Origin of the sequence: Pedobacter ginsengisoli (assembly GCF_002736205.1) — a bacterium.
Classification (GTDB): Bacteria; Bacteroidota; Bacteroidia; order Sphingobacteriales; family Sphingobacteriaceae; genus Pedobacter; species Pedobacter ginsengisoli_A.
In genome coordinates this window covers 2,390,881-2,416,097 of sequence record NZ_CP024091.1, presented here as the reverse complement: position 1 = coordinate 2,416,097, position 25,217 = coordinate 2,390,881, and the positions used below count along the sequence as shown (strand labels likewise).

Genomic DNA, 25,217 nt, shown 5'->3' with positions numbered 1-25,217 from the left:
TGATGTAATATGATGAAAATTAAGTCTGTGAATTATAAAGGGCTATTTCTCCATTGGACTATGGGGCTTTTTATATTCGTTAACTTATTTGCATTATCTGCTCAATATAATGTTAGCTATTCTGTTAATTCAATATATACTACAGAAAAAAGAATTCTTAATCAGGATGAAATAAAAGTCCACAAAATATTCTACAAGAGTTTTATTGAAAAAAATAGACCGGCTTATTTTAACCCATCTTTATTAAGAGATGCTTTTGAAAATATCCTGATATTTAAAAACCGGATGGTTCATATAGCGTTTAACGCCAATTCTCTTCTGGTTTTATTAATTAATTTTCTAATTGGTACTTCAGCTGCCAGGATATTTCTTTTTCATATGGAATCTCAAAAAACAAGCCTCCCGGCTTAGTTTAGTTTTCTAATACTATCTGTTTTTTACAAGAGATTTAATGGCCGAAGGGCTTTTTCCACACTTTTTTTATGAAATGCTTTAAGAAAACTGTACGTCTTTTAGGAGTCGTTATGCTGATAATGTTGGCTTGTTTTGGTATTGGATTGGGTGGTATACTGCCTGCATTACCAATTATGCGTGCTAAGCACGCTACTGAATTTATAGATACTAGGGATGAAGATGAAGTTGAAGAAGATATGCAAAACTTATCATAAAATAACCTACTTTTAAAGTAGGTTAGGAAATCTTATGAATAAAACAATTGCATTACTGCTTTTTACATTTGCATCAATTACAGCAACCGGACAATCTGCACAACATGATTTGCGCTTCAATAAGCTGGCATCCCAATGGGACGAAGCTGTTCCCTTAGGCAATGCAACTTTAGGTGCTTTAATTTGGCAAAAGGGAGAACGATTAAGGTTTTCTTTAGATAGGGTAGATATTTGGGACATGCGCCCAATGAAAGGTTTGCATCGTAAAGAGTTTAGCTATAAATGGGTTATAGATCAGGTAAATAAAAAGGATTACAAGCCTGTACAAGACTATTTTGATGCACCTTATGATAATGAGCCTGCACCTTCCAAAATACCCGCAGGGGCCCTCGAATTTGAAACAAAAGATTGGGGCAAGGCCGTAGATGTTCATTTGTCTGTAAACAATGCACTTTGCGAAGTTAAATGGGCTAATGGAGTTACCCTTAAAACCTTTGTTGATGCTGTAAAGCCAATTGGCTGGTTCAGATTTGAAAATGTAAGTGGCGATTTTATACCACATTTGATAGCTCCAAGATATCAGGGCGAGGTTAAAGTTTCTGGCGATCCGGTTGGTGGCGATGACTTGTCGAGATTGGGATATAAACAGGGAACAATTAAGCAGGATGGAAAAAATAGTATTACCTATCATCAGGAAGGCTGGGGCGGGTTTACTTATGATATTAACGTTAGGTGGAAAAGAATTGACAGTAAAACTGTAGAGGGCGTTTGGAGCATCTCTTCGCAGTATACGGGTAAACCTATCAATAAAAAGGCTTCGGTAGTTACTCAAAGTGCCATTTTATCTGATTTTAATAAAGATTTTACAGCCCACACCAAGTGGTGGAATGTTTTTTGGAGCAAGTCTGCAATTCATGTGCCCGATACTTTAATAGAAAAGCAGTGGTATTTGGAACAATATAAATTTGGTTCGGTAGCCAGGGCAGATGCGCCCCCAATTTCGTTGCAGGCGGTGTGGACTGCTGATAACGGCAGGATACCACCCTGGAAAGGCGATTACCATCATGATTTAAATACGCAGCTTAGTTACTGGCCTGCTTACAGCGGGAACCATCTTACCGAAGCCATGGGATACATTAATCATATGGAGCAAAATAAGGCAAACTATAAAAGGTATACCAAACTTTACTTTGGTGCAGAGGGGATTGCGGTTCCGGGAGTAACTACATTAGACGGAACAGAAATGGGTGGATGGATACAATATTCATTGTCGCCAACAGTTTCTTCGTGGCTGGCCCAGCATTATTACCTTCAATGGCGTTATAGCATGGACAGGGCTTTTCTTAAAAATAAGGCTTACCCATGGATTAAAGGAACGGCTTTATTTCTTGAAAATATAACAGTTAATGATGCAAGCGGACATAGAAAACTGAAAATTAGCTCTAGTCCGGAGATTAATGACAATGACCTTAGTGCCTGGTTTTTGGAAAATACTAATTACGATCTGGCTCTAATGAAATTTACTTTTAAGGCTGCTGCAGAACTGGCTACAGAGCTTGGATTAAAAACCGAGGCTGCTAAGTGGAGCAAACTGCTAAACGAATTTGATGATTTTTCGATAACAAATAATGATGAACTCAAATTTGCACCAACTTTAGATTATAAAGAATCGCACAGGCATTTCTCTCATATGATGGCAATTCATCCTTTAGGGCTAATAAAATGGGAGGATGGGGCAAAAGCACAATCTATTATTAAAAATACCATACAGTTATTAGACAAGGTTGGGCCAGATTACTGGTGTGGGTATTCTTATTCGTGGCTGGCAAACATGAAAGCTCGGGCTAAGGATGGAGAGGGCGCCGCAAAGGACCTGGAGATATTTGCAAAGGCCTTTTGCTCTGTAAACAGCTTCCATTTAAATGGTGACCAAACAAAATCAGGATTATCAAAATTTCAATACAGACCTTTTACACTTGAAGGAAATTTTGCCTTCGCATCGGGATTGCAAGAGATGCTATTACAAAGTTATGCCGGTTTTATTGAAATTATGCCTGCCATACCGGCCGAATGGAAAGATGCTTCGTTTAAAAATCTGCGTACTGAGGGGGCTTTTCTTGTAAGTGCAAAAAAAGCAGACGGACAGGTAGATGAGGTTAAGATAGTTTCAGAAAAAGGTGGGGCAACCAAATTGAAACTTCCATTTAAAACACACTTTGTTTCCTCAAATACAGGGTTTAAAATTAAATCTGATGGAAATGGGTTTTTAGAATTGACCGCAAAGCCGGGTTCAGTAATGGTAATAAAAAATGGTTATGAATAGCTTTTTTCCGGAGTATGCTAATTTCGCTTAATGATTTGACAATAATCGATAATTTATAAGCCCTGTAATATCTTTTCTTTGAGTACCAAATAAATACCAAAGATGAATTTATTACAAAAAACCTGTTTATCGTTTTTTTGCTTTGCCTCAAGTGGTTTGTTTTTGTTCGCTCAAACAGATCAGGAAGTGAAATTTAATTCGCCGGCAACTCATTTTACCCAATCCAGTCCTGTTGGTAATGGTAGATTAGGTGCAATGGTATTTGGTAATCCAAACAAGGAGCGGATCGTATTAAACGAAATTTCGATGTGGTCTGGCGGTGTAGAAAACCCTAACAGGGATGATGCAGCTGCCCATTTGCCGGTAATTCAGCAATTATTAAAAGAAGGTAAAAACAAAGAAGCACAAGAGCTGCTGCAAAAATATTTTACAAGTGCCGGAGCAGGTTCTGGTTTTGGTAATGGTGCAAATGTGAAATTTGGATGTTACCAGATACTTTCAGATATGTTTATTAACTGGAAAGATACAACCGCAAAGGTAACGGGTTATAAAAGAACTTTGAGTATAGATAAAGCCATTTCAGTTACGGAATGGAATAGGGCAGGTATAAGTTTTAAAGAAGAGGTAATTGTTAGTGCCCCTCAGCAAGCTATTGTTATTCGTTTAACCTCGAGCAAAGCAAAAGCGCTAAATTTTGATCTGTCGTTAAGCAGAAAAGAGAATGCAACGTTTTCTGCTCAGGGAAATGGGCTTACCATGACGGGGCAATTGCCAGGTGGTAATGGCGATAAGGGGATTCTTTTTGCAGCCTATGCAAAAGCCATTTCATCAACAGGTAAAATAACTGCAAAAAGCAATGCGCTTACAGTTAATGGAGCTACAGAATGCCTTATTGTAATCAGCGCTGCAACAGATATGAACTGGCCAAATGTAATGCAGCGCGGCGCAGCACCTTTACCAGTTGCTAAAAAATATGTTGATGCGGCAAGCAAGCTTTCGTGGCTGGCATTAAAAACGGAGCAACGTAAAGATTTTCAGGCCTATTATAATCGTTGTAAAATTCAACTTGGCGAAACGGAAGATCCCGACATTGCGGCTTTATCGACAGAAGAACGGTTAGTGCGTTTTGCTAAAGGAGAACGTGATGTAACCTTGCCTGCACTTTATTTCAACTTTGGAAGATATCTATTGATATCGAGCTCTCGTCCGGGTGGCCTGCCTGCTAACCTGCAAGGAATTTGGGCCGAAGAATACCAAACGCCATGGAATGGCGATTATCACCTGGACATAAATGTGCAGATGAATTACTGGCTTGCAGAGAATACCAATTTAGGAGATATACATAAGCCGTTAATTGAATTTACCAAGTTTTTGGTGGCACCAGGCCAGAAAACAGCAAAGGCTTATTATAACAGTACAGGATGGGTTGCCCATGTAATTGCAAACCCATGGGGTTTTACTGCTCCTGGTGAGCATGCATCCTGGGGTTCGGTGCTTTCTGGCGGTGCATGGCTATGCGGGCACTTGTGGCAACATTATTTATATAACCCAAACAAAAAGACATTGGCCGAGATTTATCCGGTATTAAAGGGGGCAACAAAGTTTTATACTGATATTTTAATTGAAGATCCGAAAACGAAATGGCTGGTAACTGCACCTTCTAATTCTCCTGAAAACTCTTATAAAACTGAGGATGGCTTTGTGGGGCAAACCACAATGGGGCCAACAATGGACATGCAGATTGGACGGGAAATGCTAAGTAATACCATTGCTGCGGCTAATTTATTAGGGGTAGATAAAAGTTGGGCCGATAGTTTGCAACAGCTAAAGTCGCGTTTAGCCCCAAATCAGATTAGTAAAAAAACAGGCGGTATACAGGAGTGGATAAGAGATTATGAAGATCCTGAAGTAACCCACCGTCATGTTTCTCATTTATATGGCTTGTATCCGTACGATGAAATTACTCAGTTAGAAACGCCTTTGTTGATGGACGCTGCCAGAAAAACCCTGGAAAGAAGAGGTGATGGTGGAACTGGTTGGTCTAGAGCATGGAAAGTGAATTTCTGGGCCAGATTGGGCGATGGAGATCATGCCTGGAAGGTGTTTAAAGCACTGCTTACACCTGCTGTTGCCGGAAGTGAAATTTCGATGACCAGTGGTGCCGGTACTTATGCCAACCTGTTTTGTGCACATCCGCCATTTCAAATTGATGGGAATTTTGGTGGTACAGCAGCTATAGCCGAAATGCTATTGCAAAGTAACGGTAAGCATTCCGTAATACGTTTATTGCCTGCTTTGCCTACCAGTGCCGATTGGAGTAAGGGTAGCATAAAAGGAATGCGCACAAGAAATGGCTTTGAAGTTAGTTTTAGCTGGAATAATAGTAAACTAACTAAAGCAGAAATCTTGTCGGTAAGCGGTGCTGAATGCTATGTTCAGTTGCCTGCAGGTACTTCGGTTTATAATAATGCAGGTAAGAAGATGGCATTAAATGCCGAAAAAAGCACCGTGGTTAGCTTTAATACTGTTAAAGGGGGGCGGTACTTTATAAAATAGAATTAGAAAGGAGTTACGCTTTCATCTAAAATTCTGTTCCATTCGGTATGTCTTTTTAAATATGTTACTACAAATGGACATAGAGGGATGAGCTTGTAATTGTTGTCCTCCAGGTAGGCTAATGTTTTCTCAACTATAGCAGTTGCCGTCCCTCTGCCTTTAAGTTCTTCGGGTGCTTCCGTATGGATTAACCATATCTTATTGTTACGTTCCTTGTAATCTATAAGAGTCACATAATCATCTGTTTTAAGTTCGAATCTGTTTTTTTCTGAATTTTTTATCAGAGGTACATCGTTAAATTCTGGATTCATAATTAGAAAATATTAGTTGAGAAATGTTCTATACAATTTAAGAATTATAAATATGATTCTTTTGTTTTAAAAAATAAAAAATTGATATTTTAAAGTATTTGTTTTACATTTATAAAAGCATACAATCTATAGATTGTCTGTACAAGTGAAACCAAATATTTATCGCATGTGTCGTAGGCTTTTTTATTTAATGCTGATTTTTTTTGCTATTGTATATGTTATACAGGCATGTAATGGTCCGTCTTCTAATCAGGTTGGTGAAGAACAGATGCCAGATAGCATCAGCTATAATTTTAATGTAAGGCCAATTCTTTCTGATAAATGTTTCGCCTGCCACGGCCCCGATGCAAATAAACGGGAAGCCGATTTGCGATTGGATATTGCATCAGAAGCTTATAAAGCTTTAAAAGAAAACCCATCAGCACATGCGCTAGTGCCATTTAAGCCTAATGCTTCTGAAGTATTTTTAAGGATATCTACGCAGGATACTGCATACATAATGCCTCCAAAGTCATCTAATCTTAAATTAACTGCCCACGAGATATCTATAATAGAGAAATGGATTAAGCAGGGTGCGAAATATGAGAAACATTGGGCTTTTACACCTCCTAAATTACCTCAAACACCAAAAGTAAAAGATGCGAAGTGGGCTAAAAATGAGATTGATTATTTTGTGCTTGATAAACTCGAGCATAAAGGGATTGCACCAAATCCGGAAGCGGATAAGGAAAGGTTGTTAAAACGCGCAAGCCTGGATATTACCGGTTTGCCACCATCTGTAGAGATGATGGATAAATTTTTAGCCGACTCCAGCAGCAATGCTTACGAGAAAGTTGTGGAATCTTTGATAGCAAGTCCGGCTTATGGCGAAAGAATGGCGTTACACTGGCTGGATGTTGCCAGATATGCAGATTCTCATGGTTATCAGGATGATAATTACCGTAGTCAGTGGCCATGGAGAGATTGGGTAATTCATGCATTTAATGAAAATATGCCCTATAATAAATTCATTAGCTGGCAACTTGCTGGCGATTTGATGCCAAATGCTTCAAAAGAGCAGCTTTTGGCAACAGGATTTAACAGAAACCATAAGATAACGGAAGAGGGCGGGGTAATTGATGAAGAATATAGGGTTGAGTATGTTACCGATAGGACAAATACTTTTGGAAAAGCCATCATTGGTGTTACGTTAGAGTGTGCACATTGCCATGATCATAAATACGATCCATTTTCACAAAAAGAATATTATCAGGTATTTGCCTTTTTCAATAATGTAAAAGAAGTAGGGCTTGAGTCGGTTGTAGGTGGTCCGGAAACTTATGCCAAAAAACCACTAATGGAAATCAGCAATGCTGACGTTAAGGAAATACTGAAATTTGTAAATAAGCAGGATACGAATAAGCTAATCGTTTCTGTTATGGGCGATCAGGATACGGTTCGTAAAACTTATTTGCTAAAAAGAGGGGTGTATGATGCTCATGGCGAAGTGGTTGAAGCTGGAACTCCTAAATCATTACTTTCATTTAGCGACAAATATCCTAAAAATAGACTGGGGCTAACACAATGGCTGTTTGATAAGAAAAATCCGCTTACATCAAGGGTATTTGTAAATCAGGTTTGGCAAGAGTTTTTTGGACGGGGCATTGTTAAAACTTCCGGAGATTTTGGTATGCAGGGCGAATTACCTTCGCATCCTGAATTGCTAGACTGGCTTGCGGTTGATTTTATTAACCATGGATGGGACATTAAGCGCCTGGTTAAACAAATAGTAACATCGGCAACGTACAGACAATCAGCTGTTGTATCAGCAGAAAAATTGAAGACAGATCCTGAGAACATACTTCTGGCCAGGGCTCCACGCTATCGTATCCCTGCCGAACTTGTTAGAGATGTAGTGCTTTCAAGCAGTGGTTTGTTGGTTAAAACAATAGGCGGGCCAAGTGTTAAGCCTTATCAGCCACCTGGCCTTTGGGAAGCCGCAACATCAGGTAGGGGATTATTGGCTAACTATAAGCAGGATCATAACGAAAGCCTGTATCGCAGAGGCATGTATACTTTTATTAAAAGAACTGTTCCGCCTCCGGTAATGGGAATTTTTGATGCCAGTAACAGAGACCAATGTGAGGTTAAAAGATTAAAAACAAATACTCCGCTTCAGGCTTTGGCAATGATGAATGATCCAACCGTGTTGGAAGCCTCGCGCGTTTTGGCCGATAAGTTATTACAAGGTAAAGGAACTGCAGAAGCTAAGATAGGTACAGCATTTAGAAGAATTGTATGCAGAAAGCCTAAGAAAGAGGAAGTACAGGTGCTTACCGCTTACTATGCAGATCAGTTGAAAGTGTTTAAACAAAAGGCAAATGCAGATAAAGTTTTGGCCGTTGGAGAATATCCGCTTTCACAAAAAAACAATAAAACTGAACTTGCAGCAATGATGGAGGTAATTGCAGCAATATATAATTTAGAAGAAACCATTACAAAATCCTAATTATGGAAAAGAATATTTTGGAGCATGGGCTTAACTTTAACAGACGCCGTTTCCTTTCAAAATTAAGTTTGGGGCTGGGGAGTGTTGCATTGGGATCTTTATTAATTCCTGATCTGTTTGCCGGTAGTTTTGAAGAAGCAGGGCTTCCGCCTGGGATTCCGGATTTTGCCCCTAAAGCAAAAAGGGTGATTTATCTTTTTCAGAACGGTGCACCCTCACAACTGGAATCGTTTGATTATAAGCCAAAGCTTAGAGAAATGATGGGGCAGGAGCTTCCTGCATCTATCAGGGCTGGGCAGCGCCTTACAGGTATGACAGCCAATCAATCGTCTTTTCCGTTGGTAGGTTCTTATTATGATTTTAAGCAATACGGCCAGTCTAGGGCGTGGATTAGTGATTTATTCCCGCATACGGCTAAAGTTGTTGATGATATTTGCATTATCAGGTCGATGTTTACGGAAGCAATAAATCATGATCCGGCATTAACCTTTTTTCAGACAGGAGCGCAGCAGGGAAATAGGCCAAGTATGGGAGCATGGCTTAGTTACGGTTTAGGCAGTGAAAATAAAAACCTGCCTGCGTTCACTGTACTTCTTTCAAGAGGTAAAGGTAATGGGCAAGGTGTATACTCAAAACTGTGGACTAATGGATTTCTTGACTCCACACATCAGGGTGTGCAGTTTAGCAGCGGAGAGGATCCGGTGCTTTATTTAAAAGATCCGGAAGGCCTGAACAGGTTTGAGAGAAGAAAAATGCTTGATAAACTGGCTGAGCTGAATGAAATGTCGTACAAGGAATTTGGCGATCCGGAGATAAATGCCAAAGTTCAGCAGTACGAAATGGCATACAGGATGCAAACTGCGGTTCCCGAAATAACAGACCTATCTAAAGAACCTGACGATATTATAAAACTTTACGGCCCAGATTGTCTGGTTCCAGGAACTTTTGCTGCCAATTGTTTACTGGCGCGCAAACTAAGTGAAAATGGGGTGCGTTTTGTACAATTGTATCATCAGGGATGGGATCAGCATGGTAATTTACCTAATGAAATGGCCGGACAGGCTAAAGATGTGGATCAGGCATCGGCAGCTTTAATAACTGATTTGAAGCAAAGAGGATTGCTTGATGAAACGCTGGTGATATGGGGAGGTGAGTTTGGCCGTACCAATTACAGCCAGGGGGCTATGACCAAAGATAATTATGGTCGTGACCATCATCCGCGCTGCTTTAGTATTTGGATGGCGGGGGGCGGAATTAAGCCCGGTATTGTATACGGAGAATCGGATGAGTTTGGATATAATATTGTAAAAGATCCTGTGCATGTAAACGATTTTCATGCAACAGTTCTTAATCAATTGGGGTTAAATCATGAGAAGCTTACATTTAAGCATCTGGGCCGTAGGTATAGATTAACTGATGTAGCGGGTAAAGTAATTAAAGACATTATAGCATAACAATATTTTATGAAAAGAAGAGAATTTTTAAAACATACAACCGCAGTTTCTGCAGGATTTTTTATTATGAAAGATACATTGGCAAATTCAAAAGGACCTGTGTATGGCCACGACAATATGCGCTATACCATGGATGCTAAATGGGGACAATTAAACCCCTTAAAGAACCCTGTAAACGATTGCCACGAAATGGTGCAGGATAAAAAAGGACGAATTATTTTGTTAACTAACGAGACCAAAAATAATGTTCTTATCTATAATAAATCAGGAAAGCTGTTGGATTCATGGGGGCATGAGTTTCCTGGTGCGCATGGATTAACGCTTTCGAAAGAAGGTGGCAAAGAGTTTCTTTTTATTACAGATACCAACAGGCATCAGGTATATAAAACTACTTTGGAAGGGAAGATCCTGATGACACTAGATTGTCCGATGGAAACGGGTTTGTATAAAAAGAATGAAGAATATGTGCCTACAGAGGTAGCAGTTGCAGATAATGGTGATTTCTTTATTGCCGATGGTTACGGTTTGCAGTATGTTTTGCATTATAATGCTGAAGGTAAATTGTTAAGCTATTTTGGTGGAAGAGGCCCGGAAACAAAGAACCTGGATAATGCACATGGCGTTTGCATTGATAAAAGGCATGGAGAAGCATCGTTGATTGTTACAGATCGTACACGTAATTGTTTTAAACGTTTTGATATGGCAGGTAATTTAAAAGAGGTAATTGCTCTTCCGGGAGCCTGTGTATGCAGACCGGTTATTAAAAATGATTACTTATATGCAGCGGTACTTAGATCGCCGGACCTGAATAAAGAAAACAGTGGTTTTGTTACCATTTTAGATAAGAATAATAAGGTAGTATCTAATATTGGTGGTTCTGCACCGGTTTATACTGATGGCTTATTACAGCCAATGTCTCAGGCTGAAAAGATTTTCCTGAACCCACATGATGTATGTGTAGATGATGATGAAAACCTTTATGTAGCTCAATGGGCATCTGGAAAAGTTTATCCATATAAATTTACGCGCGCATAATTTTTATGAGAATTACGCTTAAGGGTTTTACAGAAAATGCATTATTTGCGTTAAATATCTTTATTGTCTTTTTATTAATATTTGGAGAGAAGATTGCCGTTCCATATTGGCTACAGCCACTAGGAAGGTTGCACCCAATGATTCTGCATTTTCCGATTGTGCTTTTGTTGTTGGCAATGCTTCTGGAATTCTTTCGCTTTAAGGAATCATATACCGGAGAGAAATTGTATCAAAATTTCACTACCGGGTTATTGCTAACAGGGGTATTACTGGCTGCAGTAACTGTTATTATGGGGCTGTTCCTGTCTAAAGAGGAGGGGTATAGTGGCAGCACTTTGCAATGGCATAAATGGACAGGGGTAAGTATTGTATTTTTTTCTTCAATTATCTATTGGTCCAGAAATTCTTCGTGGTATAAGGCTTCTGTAGCAAAAGCAGGTGCCGTTATTACTGTTTTGTGTTTAATTGTTACAGGCCATTATGGTGCTACATTAACGCACGGAGATAATTTTGTACTGGCAGCTTTAATACCGGCTAAAGAAAAGGTTCCGGTTGACAAAGCTGTAATATTTGATGATGTGGTAATGCCCATATTTAATGAGAAGTGTTTAAGCTGTCATAACTTAGAAAAAGCGAAGGGTAGTTTAATTCTTACTGATGCCAAATCTATGCTTAAAGGTGGCAAGAATGGTAAATTGTTTGTGCCAGGGAAACCTGAAATAAGCTTATTGCTAGAACGGATACATCTTCCGGTTGATGATAAAAAGCACATGCCTCCTAAGAGTAAATCTCAGTTAACACCTGAAGAAATTACCATTTTAGCATTATGGGTAAAAGATAATGCCGATTTAAAGAAAAAGGTTATTGAATTACCAAAAAGTGATTCTTTAAGGGTGCTATCGGCCTCGTTACTTGGACCTGTAGGTGCTGTTGAGGAAAATTATGACTTCGCAGCTGCTGATGAGTCCACGGTTAAGAAGCTAAACAATAATTACCGCGTAATTTATCCGTTGGATAAAGTCTCGCCAGCTTTGGAGGTAAATATATATAACAGAAGTATTTATAAGCCTGAGGCGGTTAAAGAACTGGAACCGCTTAAAAAGCAGATTGTATCATTAAATCTGAATAATTTACCGGTGAAAGACGAAGAGTTAAAGATAATTGGAGGGTTTGGAAACCTGCGTAAATTAAATCTGAATTTTACTGATGTTAAAGGTGATGGGCTCAAGTATCTAAAATCTTTAAATCATTTAAATGCCTTATCGTTGTCGGGAACTAAGGTTAATTTTGGTTCAGTAAAGCAGCTTATTGGTATGAAAAGCCTTAAAGAACTGACCTTATGGAATACCGGTTTAAAAGAGACTGAGATAGCCCAGCTACAGAAAATGAATAAGGAGCTAACGGTGATAGGTGGGTTTAAAGATGATGGAAAGAATCCGGTTAAATTAAATCAGCCTCGTTTGACTACCGATGTTTCTATTTTTAAAAGTTCTTTGTCCCTTCAGGTTAAGCATCCTATAAATGGGGTACAAATCAGGTATACTACTGATGGCTCAGAACCAGATAGTCTTAAATCTCTTTTGTATGATAAGGAAATTGTGATTAAGGAAACTGCTACCCTTAAAGTAAAAGCTTATAAAGCGGGATGGTATAGCAGCGATGTGGTAAGTTTTAACTTTTATCAGAGCAATTATAAACCCGATAGTATGGCATTTCTATTACCGGCAAATGAAAAGTACAAATCTGAGGGGCCAAAGGTGCTGCTTGATAATCAGCTAGGTGATTTTGATGTTAATAATGGTAAATGGATTGGTTTTAGAGAGAATAATATGGAGGCTATAATGTTCTTTAAGCAACCAATATCTTTAAAATCTGTAACGCTTAATGTAATGCGACAGGTACAGGCTTATATTTTGCTTCCGCAAGAGGTAGAGATTTGGGGTGGGGCTGATAAAAAAAGTCTTAAATTATTGAAGGTTATAAAGAACCAAATGCCGGTTAAAGATGAAGGGAATGCACTATTAAAATTGGATGCGAAATTTGAACCTAGAAATGTTTCGTGCGTAAAGATAGTGGGCAAAAACTTTAAAAAATTACCCGAATGGCATCCGGGTAAAGGACAGCCGGCCTGGTTATTTATTGATGAGATATTTTTGAACTAAGCCATTTTACCAGTTCAACTGCACCATTATAGTTTTCGTATGTTGATGGAATTCGGGTTCCATCAACATATTCATTATAAATCCATGGGTCGCCAAGGGCAAAAACAAAGCCTTTTCCATATTTTGCCGTAGCCATAATGATGTCATTCTGTTCTGTAATTAAAGCTTGGGCTGGTGCATTTAACTGAAGAATTGAAAGTTCCTTTATATAGAATTTTTTAGAGGCAGTAAATACATCATTTCCTTGTGGAACGTTTACTGTTCCTGTTTCATAATTTTTCCCTTTTACCATGTTTCTGTTTTTATTGGAAAAATTAATACCAAAGTTTTTTGCCAGAACATTTAACTGAGTTAAGTTAGTATTAGCACTATCATTGGCAAGTAATGCCAAGATGCCTCCGGCTTTTACCCATTTGGTAATAGTATGGATATGTTGTTTGTTAATGTAATTTGGATTTGGTGCTTCCCTGGTATTGTCCGGATCAACAATAATGTATATGTCGGTGCTTTTTAGGGAAGTAAGCGTTGGCCCGCTATCAAGGTTTTTAATTTGAAATCCATTCGCTTTAAAAATGTTACCAAGTATGGAATATCCATTTAGTGTTTGATCTTCCCATGTATAATGAAACCTGATATCATTTCCATCCTTGTCTTTTTTTGTTTCATGATTAAAGAAATTGTCAAGGGTAACTACTTTACTCTGTTGTGCATTTGCAATAGATATAGAGCCGCAAAGTAGCATCAAGCTAAAACCAATATTATTTAACCTCATTTCTTGTTGTCTGTTCTTTTATATTTTATGAGCTGCTTGTTTGCCTGTTTCCAATGCACCTTCCATAAACCCTTGCCAGTTTTCAGACAAGTGTTCGCCAGCGAAATGAGTATGGATATGAGGTGCATTTAATTTGGGAAATAAATCAAACCATTGCCCTTTTCCATACATTGCATAGGCGCCCATCGATAGCTCATTATTGCCCCAATAATAGTTTACCTGGTTTTCTAACATTGAATTTACATTAGGAAAAGCGGCTTGTAAAGACTGTTGTACCATCTCAGCTCTCCATTTTTCAGTTTGGTTGGCAACAACAGCCGCTTTGTCTCCGATAGTATATGAAATTAGAACACCCTTTTCTGACTTTTGATTTTTTGTGGCATGATAGAAATAATGACCCGATGTGTCTGTAATCATATCGAAACTTTCATCTTTCCAGAAACGGCTGTTAAATTCGAATGCATTTTTGTTGATACGTGCATATTGTAACGCATCTATTGCATAAGCCATGGATGATGGAAGAGCTGGCTGCCAGTCAATCTTTTTTACAGCAAAAGTAGGAGCAGTGCAGATTAGTTTATCGCCTTGGGCAATGTAGCCACCTTCACAATGTACATGTACCTTGTTGCCTTGTACTACCTTTTTTACCCTGGTGTTTAGTTTTATCTTGTCAGAAAATAATGATTTAAATTTAAATGCCAGTTGTTGATTTCCTCCTCTTATTTTGTAATCCATTTCGTTCATGGAATTTTTACTGCTTTTTGCATATTCATCAAGAGCTGAATATGCAGATACATTGCGTATACTTTCACCAAAATCTGTGCTGTCTATTAACTCTCTTAAATCCAAATCAACCCCTTTGCAACCATTGTTTACAAGGTAACGCCACCAATCAATTTTGTCAAGCTTTTTTCCAAGGGTATCCTTTTGAGCTTCATTTAATTTCTGATAGCCTGAAATCAATTTGTCATACGTTTCACTCCATTGTGGTGTTATAATTTCATCAAGTGATTGGTAGTAGTTGTTTTTGTAGATAACCTGGGTTTTAAACTGATTATTATCCAGCGGAAGATTAAACTGATTGCAAAGACTGCGAAGCAGTGTATGATCTTCTCCAACCCATTCTGCTCCCAGTTCAATGATGAGCTTTTCCTTTTCATCTATTGTATGGGAAAATACCCTGCCCCCAACTTCTTTTCGGCATTCAATAATTTCAAAATCAATGTTTCTCTTATAGAGTTCATAGCCGGCAGACAAACCAGCAAATCCTGCACCTATAATAATGACTTTTTTCTTTTTAGGGATGAAAAAATTTCCTACAGAAGATGACGCTATAAATGTACCTCCAGCTAGCAATGCTGCCTCTTTAAGAAACCGTCTGCGAGAACTCATAATTAAAGATAAACATTTTCAGGATCAAAAAAATTTGATGAACTAAATATGCCAATACAGTTGAGTACTTAGCTAATCGTGGCCATAGATTAGCCCTAAGTATTACTCAAATTGCACTTGCAATTCAGAATGAATAAATTACCATTGAACTAAAGAGAATAAAGAGCCATGAGTAAAAACCAAATTCTTAGTGTAATAGCATTTATTTCCGGCTTTATGATTGTTGGGCAGGGAAGTGTAAAGGCGCAATCAAAAGAAGCTGATTTGAAGAATTGGCCAATTGGAACATCTCCAAAAGAAATTGGAATTAGAATAGCAAATCGTTTTATCATAACACCGCATACAAATTTTAATAAGCAAGGACCGCCTAAGGTGATCACTTATCCAGAAACGTGTACGTGGTATGGAGCATTAACATTTGCAAAGCAAAGTAATAATAAAGAGCTGGTTAGGAAATTAGCCAATAGGTTTGAGCCTTTGTTTGGTGAAGAAGCAAAAATGATTCCCATACCTGATCATGTTGATTATAGTGTTTTTGGAGCCGTGCCCTTAGAACTTTACATGCAAACAAAGGGTAAAAAATATCTTGATCTCGGATTGTCAATTGCAGATAAACAGTGGGGGCCGCCTGAAGGACCAAGGGTTAAAGCTGAATCGCATGGGTTTTACAATCAAGGCTATACCTGGCAAACGCGTTTATGGATAGACGATATGTTTATGATAACAGCTGTTCAAGCTCAAGCATACAGGGCAACCGGAGAGGTAAAGTATATAGATCGGGCAGCTAAAGAGATGGTTTTTTATTTAGCTAAGCTTCAGGAACCAAATGGTTTGTTTTATCATGCACCGGATGTTCCTTTTTTTTGGGGTAGGGGCGATGGTTGGATGGCAGCGGGTATGGCTGAACTGCTTAGGTCATTACCCAAAAGTAATCCAAATTATGAACGAATTATGAAGGGGTACAAAGACATGATGGCTTCGCTTCTTAAGTATCAGGCTCCTAATGGTATGTGGCGGCAGTTGATTGATGATCCTGAGGCTTGGGAAGAAACATCATCAACCGCAATGTTTACTTTTGCAATGATTACCGGGGTAAAAAACAGTTGGTTAGATAAGGAAGTTTATGGCAAAGCGGCACGGAAAGGCTGGCTCGCCCTAATTACGTACATCAATGAAAATGATGAGGTAAGAGAGGTTTGCGAGGGTACAAATAAGAAGAATGATCGCCAGTATTATTTGGATCGCAAGCGGAACATAGGAGACCTACATGGACAGGCTCCATTGTTATGGTGTGCAACTGCATTATTACGCTAGTAGACAGATACCTGGTACTTCTTCTTTCTTATTTTAAGTCAAAGCTTAAATCAGTAGCAAGTTTATAATGCCCTTCTATCATACGAAGTGTTCTGGCTGCAAATCTCCTTACATCTATATCTCCAGAAGTTGTAGCTGATTTGAACAGATCAAGTGTTTTTACATGATCTTTTACCATCATATCCATGTAGTGCTTATCAAATTGAGCTCCAGATAATTTTGCCATCTCATTTATATGATTTTGATCTGCCTCAGGAATAGATGTGGGGATTGTTATTTTTTTATTGTCGGCCAGTTTTTTTAAATTATTGTTTGTTTTGGTGTGGTCCTTAACCATTTTTTCGGCAAATTCTTTAACTCTGGGGTTGCTGGCTTTTGATTCAGCCATTTTACCAATTTCTACTTCCATATTACCAGCAATAGCGGCTTTCTCTAAAAAGAACTGCATTCCTTCGCCCCGGTTTACTGCCGAAGTATCGGTCATTGTTTGTTCAAGTGAAGAATCTGCCAAAGTATTGGTTGTGCTGTTGTCTGTATTTCGGCAGGCATTTAAACTAAGCATACACCATAACACAGCTGGTAATAGAATTCTAGTTTTCATGATTTCAAAGTTTAAGTGTTTAGTTAACATATCTACAGTTTAAACTTGAAAATGTTTCTGAATTGGTAAACTATTTTAGTTCTGAGTGCATTTTCCGATATCGGAATTGAAAGTTTTAATCTGTAGCCTTAGGTAAAATTTAGGGAGTTAAATTATTTTTTAAATATATTTATAAATGAATGAATATTCATTTATATTTGTTGTGTTATTTACAAAGAACTATGCGGGCGAGAGATCTGAATAAAGTAGAGCTGGTAAAACAGAAGGCAATGGAGTTGCTGGTGAAGATAGGATTTGAAGGTTTTACCATGAATAAGTTAGCTAAAGAATGCAAAATATCAGTAGCTACGTTATACATCTATTATAAGGATAAGGACGACTTGATTTTGCAGGTTGCAATGGAAGAAGCAGAACGAATGAGCAATATAATGCTCGAGAATTTCGATCCGGAGGCTTCTTTTGCCGCCGGGCTGAAACAGCAATGGAAAAACAGGGCAAAGTGTATGCTCGAAAATCCAATATCAGCTCAGTTTCTTGAGCAATTGAGAACCTCTACGTATCAGGAACAGGTTTATGGAACAATTGTGAATAATTTTAAAGTAACACTTGGTAAATTTATGACCAATGCAATCAATAGGGGCGAAATTAATCCAATGCAACTAGAGGTTTACTGGTCTGTTGCTTTTGCTCCTTTATATAACCTTGTAAGATTTCATTTTGAAGGTCGTAGTATTGGAGGTAAGCCATTTATTTTAACAGAAAAAGCGCTTTGGGAAACCTTTGAATTGGTACTAAAAGCGCTAAAAAAGTAAAGCACCTATGGAACCCGATTTTAAACACATTTTGCTTTTTAAAACTAACATCCAAACCACCGACGATAAAATTCTTATCGCCAAGGTAATGGAAAAGCATAAAATAGAACAGTGGACAGTTGATCAACAAGATGTTGATTGCGTATTGCGTATTGTTTCTCCGGAATTGAAGCTCGACGAGGTAATCAGTCTGGTTTCAAAAAATGGATATCAATGCGAAGAACTAACTTAATTAAAAGAACTTATGGAACAATCATCTAATACAATATTGCCCTTTAACAATTATCAGAAATTAGTAATAGCCTTATTGGCGCTGCTTCAATTCACTGTGGTGCTTGATTTTATGGTACTAGCACCTCTGGGCGATTATTTAATGAAATCACTTTCAATTACTCCAAAGGGCTTTGGAGTAGTTGTATCTTCTTATGCATTTAGCGCAGGAGTATCAGGAATACTTGCAGCTGGTTTTGCAGATAAATTCGATCGTAAAAAAATATTACTGTTTTTCTATGCAGGTTTTATTGTTGGAACCCTGTGCTGTGCCCTGGCAACTACATATTGGATGTTGTTGGGTGCCAGAATCATTACCGGATTATTTGGAGGTGTTATTGGCGCAATTTCAATGACAATTATGACCGATCTGTTTGAGGTTAATCAGCGAGGTAGAGTAATGGGCTTTGTACAAATGGCGTTTGCTGCCAGTCAGGTATTGGGTATTCCAATTGGACTTTATTTTGCAAATTTATGGGGCTGGCATTCATCTTTTTTAATGATCGTTACTTTGGCCATAGTGATAGCTATAGTTATTGTAATTAAGGTTAAGCCGATAGATAAGCACCTTGCTCTTCAATCAGATAAAAGCGCTTTTTTACACTTATGGCATGCGGTATCAAATAAATCTTATCAAACGGGTTTTATAGCTACAGCTTTTTTAAGTGTTGGTGGTTTTATGCTTATGCCATTTAGCAGCGCATACCTCATCAACAATATAAAAATAACTCCTGATCAGTTGCCAATGGTGTTTATGTTTACCGGTATTGCATCAATTATAATTATGCCGCTAATAGGAAAGCTAAGCGATAAGGTCGATAAATTTATGTTGTTTACTGCCGGTTCTGCTTTAGCAATAGTAATGATATTGATTTATACCAATCTTGTACCCATACCGCTTTGGCAAGTTGTATTAATTAATATGGTACTATTTATGGGTATTATGAGTAGAATGATACCGGCAACTACACTAACAATGAGTATACCTGATATGAAAGACAGGGGGGCTTTTATGAGTGTTAATTCTTCTCTTCAACAGATGGCTGGCGGTATAGCCGCCTTATGTGCAGGGCTTATAGTTACGCAAAAAAACAGTACAAGTCCGCTTCAAAATTATGGTATGTTGGGGCTTGTGGTTTCAATTATTATTGCCGTGTGCTGCATTTTTGTTTATCGGGTTAGTGTTATGGTCAAAAAGAAACAGGCTAATGCATTTCAGGAAACATCAAAAGAAGAGCTTCAATTGTCAGAAGTCTAGTTTGGTTACTTCAACATTCCACTCACTTCCACTCTGTATTTTGTAAGTAGTGGCAAAGTTGTCCTGGTTTAGTGCAAATGAAAGTTGTAATAAGCTATTGAGGTAACATAAGGGCTTGCCTTTTGGTACATTGCCAAAGGTTTCGCTGTATGGTGCCTCAGTTTCATACACCTTTTTGTCATTATGAAAAATTGATACCTTTAAACGATCTCCATATTTTAGATTGAACTTTTTTACAAGTTCTGCATCTATATTGGTCCATACATTACCGTATTGTATATCTAATATTGGAATATTGCCCTTAAGTGTTTTGCCATTAATTATCGCCTTTTGATAAGGGATGCTAACCACTTCATTGGGCAATACTTTTCCTACCTGGCTAAAAGAAATTGTGCCAGATGCAAGGCGTGCTGCGGTATATGCATATACATCCCTTCCATGAAAGGTATAAGATTTTCCAGAATCCTTTCGCCTGTTAACAGCTTCGTTTATTTCCCTTATCTCCTCAATGCCTGATAGCTCGGCTATTAATGTTAAAGTTCCATTGTCAGGGGTAACTATAAACTGCCCTGTTTTAGTTTTTAATACTACCGATTTCCTTTCTGTGCCAACTCCTGGATCTACAACGGAAACGAAAACCGTTCCTTTAGGATAGTATGGTACAGTTTGCATCAGTCTATATGAAGCTTCCCATATATTATAAGCAGGAATTTCATGTGTAAGATCGTAAAGTTTAAGATCTGACGATACCCCCATTGCCACCCCTTTCATGGCAGAAACAGCGCCATCCTTTAAGCCGAAATCTGATTGGAATACAATAATTTTGTTTTGTGCCAGGCCTACACCTGAGATCATAAACAATAGGAAGGGAACGATTAAGCGCAATTGATTTATTGTCATGAGTCTAAAAATTAAATTTTAAAAACTAACATTTATTAAGTTTTAAAATAAGACTATTTTATCTAATATTTGCCAGTGTTTTTGAAATGGAAATATTGAACCATGCTATTTACAATAACACAAGAAATCAGACCTTAAAACACATCTTAAATATATGAGAATTAAAATTCTGTTAACTATCATTCTGTTGTCCTCTGCTATAACGAAAATTTATGCTCAGGAAATCGAAGGGAACCTCAATATTCACACTTTTGCAGACAACAGGGAGTATGCCAGATCAAATAGATTTTCTCAAACTATATTTGGATTAAGGTTTTCTCCTGAGCTGGGATTATTACTTGATAGCACCCACCGGATAAGAGTAGGTTTTAATGCACTCCATGAATTTGGTTCGCCTAAGTTTACCAATAAAATAGACCCCGTAGTGTATTATCAGTTTACCAAACAAAACTGGAATTTTTATATGGGGATGTTTCCGCGACGCGATTTGCTTTCAGATTTTCCGAGGGCCGTTTTAAATGATACCCTAAGTTATTACCGTCCTAATGTAGAAGGTATGTTGCTGAAATATGAAAATGAAAACTGGAAACAGTTATTGTTTATAGATTGGACAAGCCGCCAAACTGCCACAGATAGAGAGAATTTTATATTTGGCTTATCAGGTCAATATAAAAAGGACATGTTCTTTATTTCCCATTATGCCATGATGCTGCATAATGCTGGTCCGGCAATAGATATTCCTGGTGATCATATTGAAGATAATGGAGCGCTTGCCGTAAAGGTAGGTTTGGATTTTAGTGGGAAAACATTTTTAGATTCGCTAACTTTTAATACAGGCGGCTTAATGTCGTTTGAGCGTGAACGAAGTGTAGGGGGGTGGAAAACACCAAAAGGATTATTGTTGGAAATGGCTGCAGAATACCACAGATTTGGTATTACTAATTCATTTTATAAAGGTGAAGCGCACCATATAAAAGATGGAGATCAATTTTATACAGCTAAATCATATAACAGGTTAGATTTGAGCTGGAGACCAAAAATATATAAAGGAATTGAAGGAAAGTTTACGTTGTCATTTCATTTTCTTGATGGTGTTATTGATAGTCAGCAGGCTTTTGCTATTCGATATAACATATTTGGGAATAAGACTTTGAGGAAACATTCTTCAAATTAAAATCCAAAAAAAATGAGATTCTTTTAACATACTTTACTTGCAACTATGTTGCATTGTTGGTTATTGTATTTAATTTTGTAGCTGTAAAAGGCGATGAAATTTTTATACTTAAATGAACAACAATGGAAGACAATAAAAAATTTGATGTAATTATAATAGGAGGTAGCTATGCTGGCCTATCGGCCGCTATGACACTTGGACGTTCGCTAAGGAAAGTCTTGATTATAGATAGCGGAAAGCCTTGCAACAGGCAAACCCCTCACTCACATAATTTTATAACTCAGGATGGGCAAACTCCTAAACAAATAGCTGATGCTGCAAAAGCCCAGGTATTAAAGTACAGTACAGTAACTTTTTTTGAAGGCCTTGCAGTTCAAGGAACAAAAACGGATGATGGTTTTACAATAAAGACTGAAAACGGAGAATTATTTGGCGCAGGTAAGTTATTGTTTGCAACGGGTATAAGTGACCAGATGCCTGATATTGCTGGTTTCGCAGAATGCTGGGGTATTTCTGTTTTACACTGCCCATATTGTCATGGTTATGAAGTAAAACATACCTCGATGGGAGTAATTGCGAATGGCGATTTAGCTTTCGAATTTTCCAGGCTGATTAGTAATTGGACTAGAGATCTGGTTTTGCTTACCAATGGGCCATCTGCTTTAACACAGGAGCAAACTGAAAAAATTAAACAGCATAACATTGAAATTATAGAAAAGGAGATTGTAGAGATTGAACACTATGAGGGGTATATGACAAATGTTGTTTTTAAAGATGGAAGTAAGCAAAAGCTTACTGCCGTTTTTGCTAAAATAGGGTTTAAGCAACACTCAGTATTGCCAGAAGAATTTGGATGTAACATCAATGAACATGGCTTTATTAGTATTGATGATTTTCAGAGAACAACAATCCCCGGAATTTATGCCGCAGGAGATAACACTACTATGTTTCGTGCAGTATCTGTAGTAACCGCCGCAGGCACAAAAGCAGGAGCTATGATCAATAAAGAACTTGTTGACGAGACATTTTAATGAATTACAGGTAAAAGTCTATTGATATACTAGACTATTAATGATTATTCTTACTTTTGCAGCAAACTTAGTTTTATCTATGTAAATTAAGTTCAATACTGCAATAAGTTTAATGATTGAATTAAAAAACATAACTAAAAAGTTTCACCAGAAAAACAAAGAAATCACAGCTTTGTCAGAGGTGTCACTAACGGTTCCTAAGGGAAAGATATTTGGTGTAATTGGGGCTTCAGGGGCTGGTAAAAGTACGTTAATCCGTTGCGTTAATTTATTAGAACGTCCAACTTCGGGCGAGGTGATTGTTGATGGACGAAATTTGATGGCGCTATCTGCAGCAGATCTGGCTAAAGAAAGAAGACAGATTGGAATGATCTTTCAACATTTTAATCTTTTATCTTCCAGAACAGTTTCAGAGAATATAGCTTTTCCATTAGAGCTGGATAAATTACCTAAGCAAGAAATCAATACAAGGGTTGCTGAGTTGCTGGCATTAGTTGGATTGGAAGAAAAACATAACGACTACCCTGCAAATTTATCCGGCGGACAAAAACAACGTGTAGCTATTGCCCGTACTCTGGCCAGTAACCCTAAGGTACTTTTGTGCGATGAGGCTACCAGTGCCCTTGATCCGGCAACAACAAAGTCTATTCTTGATCTATTAAAAGATATTAATAAACGATTAGATATCACCATTTTACTAATAACGCATGAGATGGATGTGGTAAAAAACATTTGTGATCAGGTTGCAGTAATAAGTGGGGGAGAACTTATTGAGCAGGGATCTGTTAGTGAGATTTTTGCACACCCTAAAATGGAAATTACAAAGGAGTTTATTGCTTCCTCATTAAAAATTAATATCCCGGTTGAATATCTGGAAAGATTAAGTGCAAAGAAAGAAGGCAACAAAAAACCACTATTAAAATTGGAGTTTACTGGGCAATCCGCAGACGATCCCGTATTATCTGAAGTGAGCCGCTTATTCGAGCTGGACAACAACATAATTTTTGCTCAAATTGAATATGCCGGTGGTGTTAAATTTGGTGCAATGGTAATTGAGGTTTCAGGCACCGAAGGAAATCATGAAAAGGCAATTGAATTTTATAACAGCAAACAAATAAGAGTGGAGGTATTGGGGTATGTCTGATTCAATGATTTTACTGCTTTTTAAAGGAGCCTTGGAAACAATAATAATGACCTTTGTATCAGGTTTCTTTGGATTTGTTATTGGCCTACCAACAGGTGTAATGTTATTTTTGACCCGTAAGGGCCAGGTTTTAGAAAACAGGGGGCTAAATAATACTGTGTCTGTTATTGTTAATGTATTCAGATCTATTCCCTTTATTATATTAATTGTTTGGATGATACCTTTTACAAGGATGCTGGTGGGTACCTCTATAGGTGTAGAAGCAGCATTGGTTCCTTTAAGTATTGGTGCGGCGCCATTTATTGCCCGTATGGTAGAAAATAGCCTTATCGAGGTTCCTCATGGTTTAGTAGAGGCAGCAAGGGCAATGGGTGCAACTCCTTTTCAAATCGTTTACAAAGTATTGCTTCCTGAAGCACTTCCTTCTTTAATCAATACTGCTTCCATTACTTTAATAACTCTTGTAGGCTATTCTGCAATGGGTGGTGCTGTTGGAGCTGGTGGATTGGGGCAAATAGGCTATCAGTATGGATATGTTGGTTATGATGTAACGGTAATGAATACTGTTTTAGTCTCACTTGTAGCTTTGGTGTTCTTTATCCAGTTTACGGGCGATTTTATAGCAAAAAAAGTAGATCACAGAAAATAAAAAGTACTTATGAAAATAGAAATTAAAGCACTGGCAATATTTACAATTGTAGCTTCTGTTGGCTTATTTGGCTGCGGTGGCGCTTCAAAAAAGAATACTCCTAACCATATAAAAGTTGGAGTTGAGTCAGGGCCGGAATACACAATAGCTCAGGTAGCCCAAAAGGTTGCTAAAGAGAAATATGGCTTAGAGGTAGAATTGGTGCAATTTAATGATTATGTAATGCCCAACGAAGCACTTCATCAGGGAGATATTGATGCTAACGCATTTCAAAACAAACCTTATTTAGATGTGCAAGCCAAGCAGCGTGGTTATAATTTTGCAATTGTAGGCAATACATTTGTTTATCCTCTTGCTGGTTATTCTAAAAAGATTAAAAAGATTGAAGAGCTTAAAGATGGCAACACGATCATTATACCTAATGATCCTACAAACGGTGGAAGAGCATTGCTGTTGATGCAAAAAGCCAATCTGTTGAAACTAAAAGATGGTGTTGGATTATTGCCTACTGTAAATGATATTATAGCAAACCCAAAACAACTTAAAATTGTTGAGCTTGAAGCTCCTCAACTGCCAAGAGCATTAGATGATCAGAATGTAACTGTAGCCATCATTAATAATACTTTTGCTACACCTGTTGGCCTGGTTGCAGAACGTGACGGTATCTTTGTTGAGGATAAAAAATCTCCTTATGTGAATATTATAGTTACAAGGGCAGATGATAAAGATAGAACTGAAATAAAAAACTTTGTAAAGGCATATCAATCTGATGAAGTAGCCCGGGCCGCCGAAACAGAATTTAAGGGAGGTGCCATTAAAGGCTGGTAATCTTATAGATTAGTGCCAAAAAGTGCAAATAAAAGCTGCTTAATGGCAACGATGTTTTAAAGGTAGCATGTAACT

22 protein-coding genes are annotated in these 25,217 nt (G+C 37.9%); 17 read left to right on the top strand and 5 right to left on the bottom strand.

Annotation, left to right across the window (positions count from 1 at the left end; translation table 11 throughout):
• The first annotated feature begins 9 nt into the window (after positions 1-9).
• The 4 genes from CPT03_RS09965 to CPT03_RS09950 all read left to right on the top strand — a co-directional run bounded on the left by CPT03_RS09965 (position 10) and on the right by CPT03_RS09950 (position 5,547).
• Positions 10-411, top strand: coding sequence for a hypothetical protein (locus CPT03_RS09965; RefSeq protein ID WP_157766401.1), 402 nt, complete (start codon positions 10-12; stop codon positions 409-411).
• Positions 412-524: 113 nt separating this feature from the next.
• Positions 525-668 carry a hypothetical protein gene (locus CPT03_RS09960; protein WP_157766400.1) on the top strand — a complete coding sequence of 48 codons (144 nt, stop codon included), beginning with the start codon at positions 525-527 and terminating at the stop codon, positions 666-668.
• Positions 669-702: 34 nt separating this feature from the next.
• Complete coding sequence (locus tag CPT03_RS09955) at positions 703-2,991, top strand: glycosyl hydrolase family 95 catalytic domain-containing protein (RefSeq protein ID WP_099438712.1); 2,289 nt, start codon at positions 703-705, stop codon at positions 2,989-2,991.
• Between the two features lie 102 nt (positions 2,992-3,093).
• Positions 3,094-5,547 (top strand): glycosyl hydrolase family 95 catalytic domain-containing protein, encoded by a 2,454-nt coding sequence (locus CPT03_RS09950; RefSeq protein WP_099438711.1) that lies wholly within the window; start codon positions 3,094-3,096, stop codon positions 5,545-5,547.
• 2 nt (positions 5,548-5,549) lie between these two features.
• Here CPT03_RS09950 and CPT03_RS09945 read toward each other — a convergent pair whose 3' ends face one another.
• The gene (locus tag CPT03_RS09945) at positions 5,550-5,858 is read right to left on the bottom strand and encodes a GNAT family N-acetyltransferase (RefSeq protein ID WP_099438710.1); all 309 of its coding nucleotides are present in this window, start codon (positions 5,856-5,858) and stop codon (positions 5,550-5,552) included.
• A 190-nt stretch (positions 5,859-6,048) separates the two neighbouring features.
• On the opposite strand from CPT03_RS09945, the gene CPT03_RS09940 reads away from it, so the two are divergent.
• The 4 genes from CPT03_RS09940 to CPT03_RS09925 are packed head-to-tail and all read left to right on the top strand — an operon-like array spanning position 6,049 to position 12,997.
• The gene (locus CPT03_RS09940) at positions 6,049-8,346 is read left to right on the top strand and encodes a PSD1 and planctomycete cytochrome C domain-containing protein (protein WP_216641629.1); all 2,298 of its coding nucleotides are present in this window, start codon (positions 6,049-6,051) and stop codon (positions 8,344-8,346) included.
• A 2-nt stretch (positions 8,347-8,348) separates the two neighbouring features.
• Positions 8,349-9,800 (top strand): DUF1501 domain-containing protein, encoded by a 1,452-nt coding sequence (locus CPT03_RS09935; protein WP_099438708.1) that lies wholly within the window; start codon positions 8,349-8,351, stop codon positions 9,798-9,800.
• Between the two features lie 9 nt (positions 9,801-9,809).
• The gene (locus CPT03_RS09930; protein WP_099438707.1) at positions 9,810-10,835 is read left to right on the top strand and encodes a 6-bladed beta-propeller; all 1,026 of its coding nucleotides are present in this window, start codon (positions 9,810-9,812) and stop codon (positions 10,833-10,835) included.
• A 5-nt stretch (positions 10,836-10,840) separates the two neighbouring features.
• Positions 10,841-12,997, top strand: a complete 2,157-nt coding sequence (locus tag CPT03_RS09925) for an FN3 associated domain-containing protein (RefSeq protein WP_099438706.1) — start codon at positions 10,841-10,843, stop codon at positions 12,995-12,997.
• On the opposite strand, the gene CPT03_RS09920 is transcribed toward CPT03_RS09925, so the two are convergent.
• Both CPT03_RS09920 and CPT03_RS09915 read right to left on the bottom strand, forming a co-directional pair.
• Positions 12,972-13,769 carry a hypothetical protein gene (locus CPT03_RS09920; RefSeq protein WP_099438705.1) on the bottom strand — a complete coding sequence of 266 codons (798 nt, stop codon included), beginning with the start codon at positions 13,767-13,769 and terminating at the stop codon, positions 12,972-12,974. The genes CPT03_RS09925 and CPT03_RS09920 overlap by 26 nt on opposite strands.
• An 18-nt stretch (positions 13,770-13,787) precedes the next feature.
• Positions 13,788-15,161, bottom strand: a complete 1,374-nt coding sequence (locus CPT03_RS09915) for a flavin monoamine oxidase family protein (protein ID WP_099438704.1) — start codon at positions 15,159-15,161, stop codon at positions 13,788-13,790.
• A gap of 168 nt (positions 15,162-15,329) precedes the next feature.
• Between CPT03_RS09915 and CPT03_RS09910 the strand changes: the two genes are divergently transcribed.
• Entirely contained in the window at positions 15,330-16,475 is a 1,146-nt protein-coding gene (locus CPT03_RS09910) for a glycoside hydrolase family 105 protein (protein ID WP_099438703.1), read from the top strand.
• A gap of 28 nt (positions 16,476-16,503) precedes the next feature.
• On the opposite strand, the gene CPT03_RS09905 is transcribed toward CPT03_RS09910, so the two are convergent.
• Positions 16,504-17,076: a DUF4142 domain-containing protein gene (locus CPT03_RS09905; RefSeq protein ID WP_157766399.1), complete on the bottom strand. Its 573-nt coding sequence runs from the start codon at positions 17,074-17,076 to the stop codon at positions 16,504-16,506.
• 179 nt (positions 17,077-17,255) lie between these two features.
• Between CPT03_RS09905 and CPT03_RS09900 the strand changes: the two genes are divergently transcribed.
• From CPT03_RS09900 to CPT03_RS09890, 3 genes are read left to right on the top strand one after another with little or no spacing between them, the layout of a single operon-like run.
• Entirely contained in the window at positions 17,256-17,888 is a 633-nt protein-coding gene (locus CPT03_RS09900; protein WP_245870017.1) for a TetR/AcrR family transcriptional regulator, read from the top strand.
• A gap of 7 nt (positions 17,889-17,895) precedes the next feature.
• Positions 17,896-18,120 (top strand): hypothetical protein, encoded by a 225-nt coding sequence (locus tag CPT03_RS09895; protein WP_099438700.1) that lies wholly within the window; start codon positions 17,896-17,898, stop codon positions 18,118-18,120.
• A 12-nt stretch (positions 18,121-18,132) separates the two neighbouring features.
• Positions 18,133-19,416 (top strand): MFS transporter, encoded by a 1,284-nt coding sequence (locus tag CPT03_RS09890; RefSeq protein ID WP_099438699.1) that lies wholly within the window; start codon positions 18,133-18,135, stop codon positions 19,414-19,416.
• Here CPT03_RS09890 and CPT03_RS09885 read toward each other — a convergent pair.
• Positions 19,405-20,316: an S-adenosyl-l-methionine hydroxide adenosyltransferase family protein gene (locus tag CPT03_RS09885; protein WP_099438698.1), complete on the bottom strand. Its 912-nt coding sequence runs from the start codon at positions 20,314-20,316 to the stop codon at positions 19,405-19,407. The genes CPT03_RS09890 and CPT03_RS09885 overlap by 12 nt on opposite strands.
• 154 nt (positions 20,317-20,470) lie before the next feature.
• On the opposite strand from CPT03_RS09885, the gene CPT03_RS09880 reads away from it, so the two are divergent.
• The 5 genes from CPT03_RS09880 (at position 20,471) to metQ (ending at position 25,142) form a co-directional block, all read left to right on the top strand.
• On the top strand, positions 20,471-21,490 hold the full coding sequence (locus tag CPT03_RS09880; protein WP_099438697.1) for a hypothetical protein: 1,020 nt from the start codon (positions 20,471-20,473) through the stop codon (positions 21,488-21,490).
• 122 nt (positions 21,491-21,612) lie between these two features.
• Positions 21,613-22,521, top strand: coding sequence for an NAD(P)/FAD-dependent oxidoreductase (locus tag CPT03_RS09875; RefSeq protein ID WP_099438696.1), 909 nt, complete (start codon positions 21,613-21,615; stop codon positions 22,519-22,521).
• Positions 22,522-22,633: 112 nt separating this feature from the next.
• Complete coding sequence (gene metN / locus CPT03_RS09870; RefSeq protein ID WP_099438695.1) at positions 22,634-23,665, top strand: methionine ABC transporter ATP-binding protein MetN; 1,032 nt, start codon at positions 22,634-22,636, stop codon at positions 23,663-23,665.
• Entirely contained in the window at positions 23,658-24,314 is a 657-nt protein-coding gene (locus tag CPT03_RS09865) for a methionine ABC transporter permease MetI (protein ID WP_099438694.1), read from the top strand. The genes metN and CPT03_RS09865 overlap by 8 nt, the downstream gene beginning before the upstream one ends.
• 9 nt (positions 24,315-24,323) lie before the next feature.
• Positions 24,324-25,142: a methionine ABC transporter substrate-binding lipoprotein MetQ gene (gene metQ, locus CPT03_RS09860; protein WP_099438693.1), complete on the top strand. Its 819-nt coding sequence runs from the start codon at positions 24,324-24,326 to the stop codon at positions 25,140-25,142.
• Positions 25,143-25,217 lie beyond the last annotated feature (75 nt).

Bases quoted from the DNA above. Each gene is read 5' to 3' on its own strand.
- CPT03_RS09965 (WP_157766401.1), top strand. From the start codon at position 10: ATGATGAAAATTAAGTCTGTGAATTATAAAGGGCTATTTCTCCATTGG.
- CPT03_RS09960 (WP_157766400.1), top strand. From the start codon at position 525: ATGCTGATAATGTTGGCTTGTTTTGGTATTGGATTGGGTGGTATACTG.
- CPT03_RS09955 (WP_099438712.1), top strand. From the start codon at position 703: ATGAATAAAACAATTGCATTACTGCTTTTTACATTTGCATCAATTACA.
- CPT03_RS09950 (WP_099438711.1), top strand. From the start codon at position 3,094: ATGAATTTATTACAAAAAACCTGTTTATCGTTTTTTTGCTTTGCCTCA.
- CPT03_RS09945 (WP_099438710.1), bottom strand. From the start codon at position 5,858: ATGAATCCAGAATTTAACGATGTACCTCTGATAAAAAATTCAGAAAAA.
- CPT03_RS09940 (WP_216641629.1), top strand. From the start codon at position 6,049: ATGCTGATTTTTTTTGCTATTGTATATGTTATACAGGCATGTAATGGT.
- CPT03_RS09935 (WP_099438708.1), top strand. From the start codon at position 8,349: ATGGAAAAGAATATTTTGGAGCATGGGCTTAACTTTAACAGACGCCGT.
- CPT03_RS09930 (WP_099438707.1), top strand. From the start codon at position 9,810: ATGAAAAGAAGAGAATTTTTAAAACATACAACCGCAGTTTCTGCAGGA.
- CPT03_RS09925 (WP_099438706.1), top strand. From the start codon at position 10,841: ATGAGAATTACGCTTAAGGGTTTTACAGAAAATGCATTATTTGCGTTA.
- CPT03_RS09920 (WP_099438705.1), bottom strand. From the start codon at position 13,769: ATGAGGTTAAATAATATTGGTTTTAGCTTGATGCTACTTTGCGGCTCT.
- CPT03_RS09915 (WP_099438704.1), bottom strand. From the start codon at position 15,161: ATGAGTTCTCGCAGACGGTTTCTTAAAGAGGCAGCATTGCTAGCTGGA.
- CPT03_RS09910 (WP_099438703.1), top strand. From the start codon at position 15,330: ATGAGTAAAAACCAAATTCTTAGTGTAATAGCATTTATTTCCGGCTTT.
- CPT03_RS09905 (WP_157766399.1), bottom strand. From the start codon at position 17,076: ATGAAAACTAGAATTCTATTACCAGCTGTGTTATGGTGTATGCTTAGT.
- CPT03_RS09900 (WP_245870017.1), top strand. From the start codon at position 17,256: ATGAATATTCATTTATATTTGTTGTGTTATTTACAAAGAACTATGCGG.
- CPT03_RS09895 (WP_099438700.1), top strand. From the start codon at position 17,896: ATGGAACCCGATTTTAAACACATTTTGCTTTTTAAAACTAACATCCAA.
- CPT03_RS09890 (WP_099438699.1), top strand. From the start codon at position 18,133: ATGGAACAATCATCTAATACAATATTGCCCTTTAACAATTATCAGAAA.
- CPT03_RS09885 (WP_099438698.1), bottom strand. From the start codon at position 20,316: ATGACAATAAATCAATTGCGCTTAATCGTTCCCTTCCTATTGTTTATG.
- CPT03_RS09880 (WP_099438697.1), top strand. From the start codon at position 20,471: ATGAGAATTAAAATTCTGTTAACTATCATTCTGTTGTCCTCTGCTATA.
- CPT03_RS09875 (WP_099438696.1), top strand. From the start codon at position 21,613: ATGGAAGACAATAAAAAATTTGATGTAATTATAATAGGAGGTAGCTAT.
- metN (WP_099438695.1), top strand. From the start codon at position 22,634: ATGATTGAATTAAAAAACATAACTAAAAAGTTTCACCAGAAAAACAAA.
- CPT03_RS09865 (WP_099438694.1), top strand. From the start codon at position 23,658: ATGTCTGATTCAATGATTTTACTGCTTTTTAAAGGAGCCTTGGAAACA.
- metQ (WP_099438693.1), top strand. From the start codon at position 24,324: ATGAAAATAGAAATTAAAGCACTGGCAATATTTACAATTGTAGCTTCT.